The 13,229-nt window shown below is 66.4% G+C and carries 7 protein-coding genes; 1 reads left to right on the top strand and 6 read right to left on the bottom strand.

Annotated elements, in window-relative coordinates:
* Positions 1-50: 50 nt before the first annotated feature.
* A complete protein-coding gene (locus ACLBW1_RS13020; protein ID WP_447812268.1) occupies positions 51-875 on the top strand; it encodes a hypothetical protein in 825 nt (274 codons plus the stop codon).
* Positions 876-1,107: 232 nt separating this feature from the next.
* Here the strand turns inward: ACLBW1_RS13020 and ACLBW1_RS13015 are convergent, their stop codons facing one another.
* The 6 genes from ACLBW1_RS13015 to ACLBW1_RS12990 all read right to left on the bottom strand — a co-directional run bounded on the left by ACLBW1_RS13015 (position 1,108) and on the right by ACLBW1_RS12990 (position 13,213).
* Positions 1,108-5,064, bottom strand: a complete 3,957-nt coding sequence (locus ACLBW1_RS13015) for a DNA-directed RNA polymerase subunit beta' (RefSeq protein ID WP_447812267.1) — start codon at positions 5,062-5,064, stop codon at positions 1,108-1,110.
* 31 nt (positions 5,065-5,095) lie between these two features.
* On the bottom strand, positions 5,096-8,602 hold the full coding sequence (gene rpoB / locus ACLBW1_RS13010; protein WP_434214467.1) for a DNA-directed RNA polymerase subunit beta: 3,507 nt from the start codon (positions 8,600-8,602) through the stop codon (positions 5,096-5,098).
* A 354-nt stretch (positions 8,603-8,956) separates the two neighbouring features.
* Complete coding sequence (locus tag ACLBW1_RS13005) at positions 8,957-9,931, bottom strand: hypothetical protein (RefSeq protein ID WP_447812266.1); 975 nt, start codon at positions 9,929-9,931, stop codon at positions 8,957-8,959.
* Positions 9,931-10,638, bottom strand: coding sequence for a hypothetical protein (locus tag ACLBW1_RS13000; RefSeq protein WP_447812265.1), 708 nt, complete (start codon positions 10,636-10,638; stop codon positions 9,931-9,933). Before ACLBW1_RS13000 ends, ACLBW1_RS13005 begins: the two co-directional genes overlap by 1 nt.
* 68 nt (positions 10,639-10,706) lie before the next feature.
* Positions 10,707-11,948 (bottom strand): MCE family protein, encoded by a 1,242-nt coding sequence (locus tag ACLBW1_RS12995; protein WP_447812264.1) that lies wholly within the window; start codon positions 11,946-11,948, stop codon positions 10,707-10,709.
* Positions 11,945-13,213 carry an MCE family protein gene (locus ACLBW1_RS12990; RefSeq protein ID WP_447812958.1) on the bottom strand — a complete coding sequence of 423 codons (1,269 nt, stop codon included), beginning with the start codon at positions 13,211-13,213 and terminating at the stop codon, positions 11,945-11,947. Before ACLBW1_RS12990 ends, ACLBW1_RS12995 begins: the two co-directional genes overlap by 4 nt.
* Positions 13,214-13,229 lie beyond the last annotated feature (16 nt).

Here is a 13,229-nt window from a genome sequence, read left to right as displayed (position 1 = left end):
TCGACGCGAACCGCCCCTTCCACATATCTGACACCGGCTTACCGCCGTCGATGAGTCCACGCGACATCGCCCGAGACTTCCGACGTGTGCATCGGGGTGTCTACGCCGATCCCGCAGTCGATCTCGGTCCCGTCGAGACGATCCGGGCGGGTTGGCTGCGATCGGGCCCCGGGGCCGTGGTGGGTGGCGTGAGCGCGTCGGTTCTCCACGGTGCGCAATTCTTCGACTATCGCGACCACGTCGAACTGCTCCGCCACCCGACAGGGCAGGGGCGCCGGACACGTCACGTGCGTGTGGTGCGTGCTGATGTCGATCCCGCCGACGTCGTGCACATCGACGGCATGCCGGTCACCTCGGCGGTCCGTACCGCGTTCGATCTCGGCCGTCGCGGGCCCGCCTGGCTCGGCCTGGCATTCCTCGACGATCTGACCGCGGCGACCGATCTCGATCTCGGCGAGTTATGGCGCTACATCGTCGATCATCCGGCGATGCGGGGCATCCGACAGATTCGCGGCCTGATCCCCTGGGTCGACACCGGCGCCGAATCCTCGGGTGAGAGTTGGATGCGACACCTCATCCTCGCCGACGGTCTGCCTCGTCCGGAGACGCAGGTCGTCGTGCGCAACGAGCACGGGTTCAAGGTCGCGAGGTTCGATCATGCCTATCGCGAGGAGAAGATCGGCGTCGAGTTCGACGGCTTCGACCACCACTACAGCGACGAACAACGGGTCGCCGACGCGGCGCGGGACGCAGAGACGGCTCGGTTGGGCTGGGTCACGATGCGGCGCAACAGCGCACAACTCTCGCTCGACCCGATCGGATTCCTCACCCGACTCGACCGATTGCTCGCCGAACGTGCACCCCGCCGCAGGTGACGCGACATCGGCACGGTCGGCGGCGAGTTTCGGCACGGTCGGCGGGGAGCTTCGGCACGCTCGGCGGGGAGCTTCGGCACGCTCGGCGGGGAGCTTCCGCACGCTCGGCGGGGAGCTTCCGCACGCTCGGCGGGGAGCTTCCGCACGCTCGGCGGGGAGCTTTGGCACGGTCGGGGAATGCAGAACGACCCCCACCCGTAGGTGGGGGCCGTTCTGGTCAGATCTCTACCGACTAGCGGTAGTCACTCGAGAAACCGTAGTCGTCGAGCGGCACCGCAGCGCCGGCCGGAGCACCGAAGGTGCCGTCCGGGCTGTAGTAGGTGTCGTCGTACGACGGCACCGCGTAGGCCGCGGCACGCGCTTCCTCGGTCGGCTGCACCGTGATGTTGCGGTAGCGGTTGATACCGGTACCGGCCGGGATCAGCTTGCCGATGATCACGTTCTCCTTGAGGCCCACCAGCTTGTCGCTGCGGCTGTTGATGGCCGCATCGGTCAGCACGCGGGTGGTCTCCTGGAACGACGCCGCCGACAGCCACGACTCGGTGGCCAGCGACGCCTTCGTGATGCCCATGAGCACCGGACGTCCCGCCGCGGGCTCGTTGCCCTCGGACACGACGCGACGGTTGGCCGCCTCGAACTCGGCGCGCTCGGTGAGCGATCCGGGCAGGAACTCGGTGGCACCGGAGTCGATGATCGTCACGCGACGCAGCATCTGACGGACGATCGTCTCGATGTGCTTGTCGTGGATCGACACACCCTGGCTCCGGTAGACCTCCTGGACCTCGTTGACCAGGTGCACCTGCACCTGACGGGGACCCATGATCCGCAGCACCTCGTGCGGGTCGGCAGCACCTTCCATGAGCTGCTGTCCCACCTCCACGTGGTCGCCGTCGGTCAGCAGACGCTCGCTGCCGTCCTCGTGCTTGAACACACGCAGACGCTGACGCTTGGAGATCTTGTCGTAGACGACCTCCTCCGAACCGTCGTCGGGAACGATGGTGATCTTGTAGAAACGATCGTCGTCCTCGAGGCGGATACGTCCGGTGACCTCGGCGATCGGGGCCTTGCCCTTGGGGACACGGGCCTCGAACAGCTCCTGGACACGCGGCAGACCACCGGTGATGTCGTCGCCGACACCACCCTGGTGGAACGTACGCATGGTCAGCTGGGTACCGGGCTCACCGATCGACTGGGCGGCGATGATGCCGACCGCCTCGCCGATGTCGACGAGCTTGCCGGTGGCCATCGAGCGGCCGTAGCAGGACGCGCAGACACCGGTACCGGTGGTGCAGGTCAGCACGGAGCGGACCTTCACCTCGGTGATGCCGGCGGCCAGCAGGGCCTCGATCGCGGGGTCACCGAGATCCTGGCCACGCTCGACCACGACGGTGCCGTTCGCGTCGACCGCGTCGGTCGCCAGGGTGCGCGCATACGACGAGGTCTCGACGTGGGCGTCCCGGATCAGCGTGCCGTCGGCCTGCTTCTCGGCGAGCGTGGTGATGATGCCGCGCTCGGTGCCACAGTCGGTCTCGCGCACGATGACGTCCTGGCTGACGTCGACGAGTCGACGGGTCAGGTAGCCCGAGTCGGCGGTACGAAGCGCCGTGTCGGCCAGACCCTTACGGGCGCCGTGCGTGTTGATGAAGTACTCCGCGACGGTCAGACCCTCACGGAACGAGGACTTGATCGGGCGCGGGATGAACTCACCCTTCGGGTTCGTCACCAGACCCTTCATGCCCGACAGGTTACGAACCTGGGTCATGTTGCCCGTCGCACCCGACTTCGGGATCATCGCGATCGGGTTGTCCTCGGGGTAGTACGCCTCCATCGCGGCACCGACCTCTTCGGTGGCCTGCTTCCAGACCTCGACGAGGGCGTCACGACGCTCTTCCGGCGTGAGCGCACCACGCTGGAACTTGCGCTCCAGACCGTCGGCCCGCTCCTCGTACTTGTCGAGGATCGCGCCCTTGGTCGGGGGCACCAGCACGTCGGCCATCGAGACGGTGACACCCGAACGGGTGGCCCAGTAGAAGCCGACGTCCTTGAGCTTGTCGACGGTCTGGGCGACCACGATCATCGGGTAACGCTCGGCGAGATCGTTGATGATCACGGCCTGACGCTTCTTCGGCATCTGCTCGTTGACGAACGGGTACTGGACCGGGAGCAGCTCGTTGAAGAGCACACGGCCCAGCGTGGTCGCGATCGTCCACGGCTGACCGAACTTCCAGCCGTCGGGGAACTGCTCGGCCTCGATGTCGGCGGGCGGGCGCTGATCGGTCAGACGGACCTTGATCGGAGCCTGCACGCTGAGCGCGCCGCGATCCATCGCCATGATGGCCTCGGCCGGGGTCGAGTAGACACCGCGCTCGACATCGTCGTTCGACGACGCCGTGTACGCGCCCACCTTGTCGTCCTTGAGCGCGGTCAGGAAGTACAGACCCGTGACCATGTCCAGACGCGGCATGGCCAGCGGACGACCCGATGCCGGCGACAGGATGTTGTTCGAGGACAGCATCAGGATGCGGGCCTCGGCCTGCGCCTCGGCCGACAGCGGCAGGTGCACCGCCATCTGGTCACCGTCGAAGTCGGCGTTGAACGCCTCACAGACGAGCGGGTGCAGCTGGATGGCCTTGCCCTCCACGAGCTGCGGCTCGAACGCCTGGATACCGAGGCGGTGCAGCGTCGGCGCACGGTTCAGCAGAACCGGGTGCTCGGCGATGACCTCTTCGAGGACGTCCCACACGGCCGGGCGCTGACGCTCGACCATCCGCTTGGCCGACTTGATGTTCTGCGCCTGGTTGAGATCGACCAGTCGCTTCATCACGAACGGCTTGAACAGCTCGAGCGCCATCAGCTTCGGCAGACCGCACTGGTGCAGCTTGAGCTGCGGGCCGACGACGATGACCGAACGGCCCGAGTAGTCGACGCGCTTGCCGAGGAGATTCTGACGGAAACGACCCTGCTTGCCCTTGAGCAGATCGCTCAACGACTTGAGCGGGCGGTTGCCCGGCCCGGTGACGGGCCGGCCACGACGACCGTTGTCGAACAGGGCGTCGACCGACTCCTGCAGCATCCGCTTCTCGTTGTTGACGATGATCTCGGGCGCGCCGAGGTCGATCAGTCGCTTGAGGCGGTTGTTACGGTTGATGACGCGGCGGTACAGGTCGTTGAGATCCGAGGTCGCGAAACGACCACCGTCGAGCTGCACCATCGGGCGCAGCTCCGGGGGGATCACCGGCACCGCGTCGAGGACCATGCCCAGCGGCGAGTTGCCCGACTGCTGGAACGCCGCGACGACCTTGAGTCGCTTGAGCGCGCGCAGCTTCTTCTGGCCCTTGCCGTTGCGGATGGTGTCGCGGAGGATCTCGCCCTCGGCCTCGATGTCGAAGGTCTCGAGGAGCTTCTTGATCGCCTCGGCACCCATCGCGCCGGTGAAGTACTCACCGTAGCGATCCTGCAGCTCACGGTAGAGCCGCTCGTCGATGATCATGTCCTTGGGAGCGAGCTTGGTGAACTTGTCCCAGATCTCCTCGAGGTCGTCGAGGGCACGCTGCGCGGTGTCGCGGATCTTGCGCATCTCGCGCTCGCCGCCGTCCTTCACCTTGCGGCGGGCATCGGCCTTCGCGCCCTCGCGCTCGAGCTCGGCCAGATCCTCTTCGAGCTTCTTGGCGCGCTCCTCGAGATCGGAGTCACGGGTGTCGGCGACACCCTTCTTCTCGACCTCCATCTCGGCCTGCAGCGTCGACAGCTCGTTGTGACGGAGCTCGTCGTCGACCGCGGTGATGACGTAGGCGGCGAAGTAGATGATCTTCTCGAGATCCTTCGGCGCCAGGTCGAGCAGGTAGCCCAGACGCGACGGGACACCCTTGAAGTACCAGATGTGGGTGACCGGCGCGGCGAGCTCGATGTGGCCCATGCGCTCACGACGCACCTTGGCGCGAGTGACCTCGACGCCGCAGCGCTCGCAGATGATGCCCTTGAAGCGCACACGCTTGTACTTGCCGCAGTAGCACTCCCAGTCGCGAGTGGGTCCGAAGATCTTCTCGCAGAACAGGCCGTCCTTCTCGGGCTTGAGCGTGCGGTAGTTGATCGTCTCGGGCTTCTTGACCTCGCCGAATGACCACTTGTGGATGTCGTCCGCGGTGGCCAGACCGATCTTCAGTTCGTCGAAAAAGTTGACGTCGAGCAAGTTGTAACCTTCCTAGCTCTTATCAGGGAAATCAGTTGGCGAGATCGTCGACTGTGGCGGACTCGTTGCGGGACAGGTTGATGCCGAGGTTGGCCGCTGCACGCTCCAGGTCCTCGTCGTCTCCGTCACGCATCTCGATCGCGGCACCGTCCGAGGACAGCACCTCGACGTTCAGACACAGCGACTGCAGCTCCTTGAGAAGCACCTTGAACGACTCCGGGATACCCGGCTCGGGGATGTTCTCGCCCTTGACGATCGCCTCGTAGACCTTCACGCGGCCCACCACGTCGTCGGACTTGATGGTCAGCAGTTCCTGCAGCGTGTACGCCGCGCCGTAGGCCTGCATGGCCCAACACTCCATCTCGCCGAAGCGCTGGCCACCGAACTGGGCCTTACCGCCGAGGGGCTGCTGGGTGATCATCGAGTACGGACCGGTCGAACGGGCGTGGATCTTGTCGTCGACCAGGTGGTGCAGCTTGATGATGTACATGTAGCCCACGGCCACCGGGAACGGGAACGGTTCGCCGGAACGACCGTCGAACAGCGTCGCCTTGCCGTCGCCGTTGACCATCACCTCACCGTCGCGGTTGGGCAGCGTCGAGGACAGCAGTCCGGTCAGCTCCTCGTCGCGAGCACCGTCGAACACCGGGGTGGCGGTGCGGGTGTCGGGGCCGTTGGACAGCATGTCCTCGGGGAGTCCCTGCGCCCATTCCGGTGTCCCCTGTGCGACGTCGATGTTCCAGCCGGTCTTCGAGATCCACCCCAGGTGGGTCTCGAGGATCTGACCGATGTTCATACGACGCGGCACACCGTGGGTGTTGAGGATGATGTCGACCGGGGTGCCGTCGGGTAGGAAGGGCATGTCTTCGGCGGGCAGGATCTTGCCGATGACGCCCTTGTTGCCGTGACGGCCGGCGAGCTTGTCGCCGTCCTGGATCTTGCGCTTCTGCGCCACGTACACGCGGACGAGCTCGTTGACACCGGGGGGCAGATCGTCGTCGTCATCGCGCGAGAACACGCGGATGCCGATGACCTTGCCGGTCTCACCGTGGGGCACCTTGAGCGAGGTGTCGCGCACCTCGCGCGCCTTCTCACCGAAGATGGCGCGCAGCAGGCGCTCCTCGGGGGTCAGCTCGGTCTCGCCCTTCGGCGTGACCTTGCCGACCAGCACGTCGCCGTCACGGACCTCGGCACCGATGCGGATGATGCCGCGCTCGTCGAGATCGGCGAGCACCTCGTCGGAGACGTTCGGGATGTCCCGGGTGATCTCCTCGGCACCGAGCTTGGTGTCGCGGGCGTCGATCTCGTGCTCCTCGATGTGGATCGAGGTGAGGACGTCCTCCTCCACGAGGCGCTGCGACAGGATGATCGCGTCCTCGTAGTTGTGGCCCTCCCACGGCATGATCGCCACGAGCAGGTTCTTGCCCAGGGCCATCTCACCGTCGTCGGTGCAGGGGCCGTCGGCCAGGACCTGCCCGACCTCGACACGCTGGCCCTCGTCCACGATCGGACGCTGGTTGGCGCAGGTGCCGTGGTTCGAGCGCGCGAACTTGCGCATCCGGAACGTGTCGCGGGTGCCGTCGTCGGCCATCACGGTGATGTAGTCGGCGGAGACCTCCTCGATCACGCCGGCCTTCTCGGTGGTGATGACGTCGCCGGCGTCGATCGCGGCACGCAACTCCATGCCGGTACCGACCAGCGGCGACTCGCTGCGCACCAGCGGCACCGCCTGACGCTGCATGTTCGCACCCATCAGGGCACGGTTGGCGTCGTCGTGCTCGAGGAACGGGATCATGGCCGTGGCCACCGACACCATCTGGCGCGGCGAGACGTCCATGTAGTCGACGCCGTCGGGTCCGACGAACTCGACGTCGCCACCCTTCTTGCGCACGAGGATCCGCGACTCGGTGAAGCGGTTGTCGTTGTCGAGGACGGCGTTGGCCTGGGCCTTGACGTACCGGTCCTCCTCGTCGGCGGTCAGGTAGTCGATCTGGTCGGTCACCTGTCCGTCGACGACCTTGCGGTACGGCGTCTCGATGAAGCCGAACGGGTTGACCCGCGCGTATACCGACAGCGACCCGATCAGGCCGATGTTCGGGCCCTCGGGGGTCTCGATCGGACACATGCGGCCGTAGTGCGACGGGTGGACGTCACGGACCTCGAGGCCGGCGCGCTCACGCGACAGACCACCGGGGCCCAGCGCCGACAGGCGGCGCTTGTGGGTCAGACCCGACAGCGGGTTGTTCTGGTCCATGAACTGCGACAGCTGGGAGGTCCCGAAGAACTCCTTGATCGCGGCCACGACGGGACGGATGTTGATCAGGGTCTGCGGCGTGATGGCCTCGACGTCCTGGGTGGTCATCCGCTCGCGGACCACACGCTCCATGCGGGACAGGCCCACGCGGATCTGGTTCTGGATCAGCTCACCCACGGTGCGCAGACGACGGTTGCCGAAGTGGTCGATGTCGTCGACCTCGACGGGCACCTCGACGCCGCCGGGGACGGTCATCATCGCGGGCACGTTTGGCTCGGACTCGTGCAGGCGGACGAGGTACTCGACCGTCGCGACGATGTCCTCCTCGGTCAACACCGACGACCCGACCATCGGGTTGTCGGTGAGGCCGAGCTTTTTGTTGAACTTGTAGCGACCCACGCGGGCGAGGTCGTAGCGCTTCTCCTTGAAGAACAGGTTCTCCAGCAGGGTCTGCGCCGACTCCTTCGTGGGCGGCTCGCCCGGACGCAGCTTGCGGTAGACCTCGAGGAGCGCCTCGTCGGTGCCGGCGGTGTTGTCCTTCTCCAGCGTCGACATCATGATCTCGGAGAAGCCGAAGCGCTCGGTGATCTGCTCGGTGGTCCAGCCGAGCGCCTTGAGCAGCACGGTGACCGACTGGCGGCGCTTGCGGTCGATGCGGACGCCGACGGTGTCGCGCTTGTCGATGTCGAACTCGAGCCATGCGCCGCGACCCGGGATCACCTTGACGCTGTGCAGCGTCTTCTCGGTGGCCTTGTCGATGTTGGCGTCGAAGTACACGCCGGGGCTGCGGACCAGCTGGCTCACCACGACACGCTCGGTGCCGTTGATGATGAAGCTGCCCTTGTCGGTCATGATCGGGAAGTCGCCCATGAAGACGGTCTGCGACTTGATCTCACCGGTGTTGTTGTTGATGAACTCGGCGGTGACGAACAGCGGCGCCGCGTACGTCATGTCCTTGTCTTTGCACTCCTCGACCGAGGCCTTGACCTCGTCGAAGCGGGGATCGGAGAACGACAGCGACATGGAGCCGGAGAAGTCCTCGATCGGGGAGAGCTCGGCGAGGATGTCGTCGAGGCCTCCACTGGGGTTCTCTTCGCCGCGCGCGAGTGCGCGGGCGTGCCACTCCGGAGATCCGACGAGCCACTGGAACGACTCGAGCTGCACGTCGAGCAGACCGGGAACTTCGAGGGGCTCGCTGAGCTTTGCGAACGATGCACGGCGCGGAGCGCCGGGAATGGTTGATGTGGACTGGCGGGAGACTGCCAAGATGCGTCCTTCCAACACGAAATCTTTTAGGTGCCGAGCTTCTGTGTGCCGTACGACGCGGAATGCGCCTGCGGGCGTTGGTGGCGGCGCCGGAAACGACCTTGGTCGGCATCGGCGATCACCGGACGCAGCACACAGATGTGGCCGAGAAAGGAAATCGTGATGTGGACAGGAGGCAGCCAGCGCAACGTCCAACTGTATCAGAAAAACAAGCCCGCATGTCAAGCTGCGGGGAGGTCGTCAGATGACCTCGTGCTCTGCGGCTCTACCAGTGGCTGCCGGTGCTCCGTCGCTGCAGACAAGCGTGCAACCACGGCGCGTGTGAGTCAAGAGGAACGCGCAGGTCGGTGTGGACGAATTGCGTAAAGGCGCTCAGAAGTCGGAGAAATTGCTGATCAACCAACGACCGTTGACCTGCTTCATCGACACCTGGTAGCGCTTGGTGCCGCTGCCCGCCGCCTGCTGGTCCTGGGTCTGGCTGATGATCAGGTTCACGATCAGCAGCGCGTTGCCGTTCTCGATCGACTTCACCCCGACCGAGTCGACGCGGCAGTCGACACCGCCCGCGGTGAGACCCGTCTGCGCCAGCGCGTCGCGTACCGCGGTGTTGTACTGCGAGAAACGCTGGGCGGCCTCGCCGGTCACGTTGGCCGCGGCGGTCGCCTGCCACTCGTCCATCTTCGCGTAGTTGACGGCGAACACCGAGCAGATGCGCGACTTGGCCTGCGAGGTGACCTCGCTGGTGATCCCCGAGTCGACGAACGCCTGGTTCGAGCTCAACGAGACGCCCGGCTTGGCCGCCGACACCGCGGCGATGATGCCGAACACCACCGCGAGTGCGGCGACGATCGACACCGCGCGCCAACCCGGTGCTGCGATGCGGATCCGGATCCGTCGCGCCGACGTCTGCGAGGTCTCGGTAGACGCGGCAGGGCGGGTGGCGGACGACGCGCCCGCGCGCTGCGGCTTGATGGTCGAGACCTTCGCCGCGGGGGCTCGTTTGCCACGCGGACTCGTCGCGGCCTCGGCGTCGGTCGATTCTGGTGCGGTCTCGGCCGGGGTCGTGCCCGCATCGTCGGCCGATGTCCACTCCGCCGCCCCGGTCGCCTCGACGGTGGGCTCCGCGTCCGTGGCCGCATCCGGCGTGGGCGGCGCGGTCGTCTTCGCGACCGGCTCGGGCTTCGTGCGTTCGGGCTTCTTCGGCTCGGGCTTCGTCGGCTCGGGCTTCGTCGATTCGGGCCGAATGGGCTGAGCCTTCTCGGGGACGGACTTCGCCGGGGTGTGGCCTGCGACCTTGGGGACGCGTTTTCCGGTGGTTCCGCGACGTGGCGGACGAGGGGTGGTCATCAGTTTCCTCCGGGAGCGGGGGTCGCGGGTGCGGACGCGGCCGGGGCCGCGGGGGCTCCCGACGCAGCCGGAGCGGCACCGCCGGCGGCGGGGTCGGTGCTGTCGATGGCGACGGCGTCGAGCGGCTGGATGTTGCTGGCCTTCCAGATACCGCCCTCCTTGGTCACCTCCACCTGGAATCCCATGGTCTGGCTCGAGGACGCCTCGTTCGGACGCGACGAGGTCACCGCGATGAACACGAGGGTCTTCGCGCTGTTGTCGTCGGTGTTGAGCTCCACGACCGAACTCCGCAGAAGCTTCGCACTCAGCGTCGCCGCCTTCGACGGGTCACCGGCCTGCTTCTGCAGCTCGGTGAGACCGGTGCTGCCGAGCAACTGGGTGCGGGCGTTGCCGGTGACCGAGTCCTGCAACCGGGCCTGGTAGGCCTTGCTGTCCTTCAGGTCGATGTTGAGGACGTTGAGCATGGCCTGCTCGGCGCCGCCGAGGGCGTCGTCGCGGGCGGACTGCACCGGCTGCTTGTTCACCGCGTCGTCGTACCAGCGGTATCCGAAGATCCCGGTGAACACCACGGCGGCGATGAGAGCGGCCACGGCGACCACGCCGGCCACCGGCAGTCCCACACTGGCGAGGCGGCGGCGGCGCACCGATTCCGTGGCAGCTTCCGGCTCGTTCGGTTCAGGAGAGTTCACGCGCTTCTTCGACTTCATCGGGCGCCACTGTAGTCAGTCAACCTGTGTGCACCATCACCCGCGGGTGCGCGGGTGATGGTGACGTCTCAGCGCGGGACGACGCCGAGCAGGTAGGACAGCTGCGTGGCCAACGGGTTCAGGTTGAGCTTGTCGGGATCCTTCTTCGGATTCCGATCCCAGGGCTGCGTGTAGTACGGGTCGGCGTACTTCGCGTTCTCCGCACCACGCACCGCGGTCGGGTTGCCCTGTGCCACGGCACACTTCGCGTCCTTGTTGAACGGGAAGTCGTCGTAGTTGATGTCGAAGTCCGGGTTCTTGCGCTTCTCCTCGGCGATGATCGCGTCGGTGCTCTCGTAGCCGACCGTGCACGACGCCGGGTTGTTCGTCTCGAGCACCGCACCGAAGTGGATGGTGCCGTCGCCGGGCGCCGGGGTGTAGCTGCCGCTCGACAGGGCCGAGAGCATCGCGAGCCCGGGACCGACACCCTGATAGGTGCCCTTCACGTTGCGGACGTCGAGCGCGAGGTTGCGCACGACCGAGGTGAGGTCGCCGCCGCTGCGTTCGAGGAGCGCGGAGATCTGCGTGGCACTGGTCTGACCCGTGGTCAGCAGACGCCGGAGGTCGGGATCGCTGGAGGCGAGCTGCGCGGTCACCAGGCCGAGGTTCTTCGACCAGTCGAGGATCGCGTCGGACTGATCGGCCTGTGTGGTCAGCACGGTGTCGCTGTTGCGGATCAGCGAGATCGTCTGCGGCAGGTTGTCGTTGCCCGACTTCGACAGGTTCGCCAACGAGTCCACCAGCACCCGCAGGTTCTCGCCGTTGCCGTTGAACGCCTTGCCCAGCTCGGTGATGACCGTGTTCAGATCGCCCAGCGGGACCGACTCGGTGAAGTCGACCGCCGAGGCGATCACATCCTGCACCGGGGTCGGGATCGTCGTGTTCGAGATGACCGAGCCGTCCTTCAGGTACGGCGAGCCCACACTCGACGGACGCAGATCGACGTACTGCTCACCGATCGCCGACCGGTTGGCCACCACCGCCTGCGCCGTCGCCGGCACCTTCGGTCCACCCGAGTCGAGTTCCAGGTTCACCCGGACGCCGTCGGGACGCAGCTGCAGTGATCCGACACGACCGACCGGGACACCCTGATAGGTCACCTCGGCGTTGGTGAAGATGCCACCGGAGTCCCTGAAATCCGCGTGCACCGTGTACAGCCCCACCCCGACGAGCTTGTCGAGACGGGCGTAGGTGGCGCCGACGTAGATGATGGCCAGCACGCCGACGAGCGTGAAGACGATCAACTGCCATCTGACGAGCCTGGACATCATCGGCCGGTCCCCCCGTTCGCACCCTGCAGCATCGCCATGGGTCCGGTCAGTGCCGTCTGCCCCTGCTTCGGCGAGGGCAGCAGGGCGTACTGGCCACCTGACGGCGGCGTGTTCGGTCCCGGCCGGGAGTTCAACAGCGGGAGCAGCGTGATGGTCGGGAAGCCCAACCGTGCGCCGTTGCCGTTGTAGTACGGGTTACGCGGATCGATCCGCGGCTGCGGGCCCGATCGCACCGGGGTGTACTTCGGTTCGGGCTGTCCCACGCCGAGGGCCTCGAGCTGGTTGAGCAGCCGCAGGTCGACGCTGAGGAACAGGTTGGTCGAGTTGCCGCGCACACCGGGCAGGAGATCGTCCGGGAACGGGTACGTCGGCAGCAGCGGCAGAGCGGTGATGATGTCGGGCGCCGCCGAGGCAAGCGCAGACAGGGTCGGCCGCAGCGACCGGAGATCGGTGATGATCTCCTGCCGTGCCCGCCCGAGGATGTCGACACCGACCTGGCCGAGACCGTCGAGCTTCTGCAGCAGGTTCACGAACTGCGGACGCTGGTCCTCGAGCACCTTCACGCCCGCGGGCAACTGGTCGAGGATGCGGTTGATCTGCGCGGTCTGCGCCTCGGTCCGCGTCGACAACGTCGCCAACCCGTCGATCGCCCGGGTGATGTTGTTCTTCTGATCGTCGAGGGTCTTGATCAACCGCGACGTCTGGTTGAGCAGCGACTTCACCGTGGAGGTTCGACCGTCGAACGCGTTGTTCAGCTCGTCGACGATCGGCTTGATCTGCGCGATGCCACCGCCGTTGAGCAGCATCGACAACGCGCCGAGGACCTGCTCGATGTCGGTGGCGGTGCGGGTGCGGGCCACCGGGATGGCCTGCTGCGCAGGTTGCCGCGGCGCCGAGGCGTTGTCCTTCGGATCGACCAACGAGATGAACTTCTCGCCCAGCAGGTTGGTCTGCGCGACGTTGGCCTCGGCCTTGGTCGACAGGTCGATGGTGTTCTTGACCTCGACGGTGACCTGCGCCGACCACTGATCCGGTGCGATACCGATGTCGGTGACCTTGCCGACGGTCACGCCGTCGAACTTCACGGCCGACTGCGGCACCAGGTCGAGGACGTCGGAGAACTGGATCTTGTAGGTCCGCGGGTTGTCGCCGACGTCGGCACCACCGGGCAACGGCAACGAGTAGACGCCGTTGGAACACCCGGTGAGCACGATCATCGACGTCATCGCCGCCGCGCCGGCCGCGACGAGGCCGCGACGGGTCAGCACCGACCTCACGGGG

Source organism: Williamsia sp. M5A3_1d (assembly GCF_053345315.1).
The sequence above is the reverse complement of the archived record's forward strand: the minus strand, read 5'-3'. Positions and strand labels throughout refer to the sequence as shown.

Excerpts from the sequence above, each read along its gene's own strand:
- ACLBW1_RS13005 (WP_447812266.1), bottom strand. The coding sequence starts at position 9,931 with ATGACCACCCCTCGTCCGCCACGTCGCGGAACCACCGGAAAACGCGTC.
- ACLBW1_RS13020 (WP_447812268.1), top strand. The coding sequence starts at position 51 with ATGAGTCCACGCGACATCGCCCGAGACTTCCGACGTGTGCATCGGGGT.
- ACLBW1_RS13000 (WP_447812265.1), bottom strand. The coding sequence starts at position 10,638 with ATGAAGTCGAAGAAGCGCGTGAACTCTCCTGAACCGAACGAGCCGGAA.
- ACLBW1_RS12995 (WP_447812264.1), bottom strand. The coding sequence starts at position 11,948 with ATGATGTCCAGGCTCGTCAGATGGCAGTTGATCGTCTTCACGCTCGTC.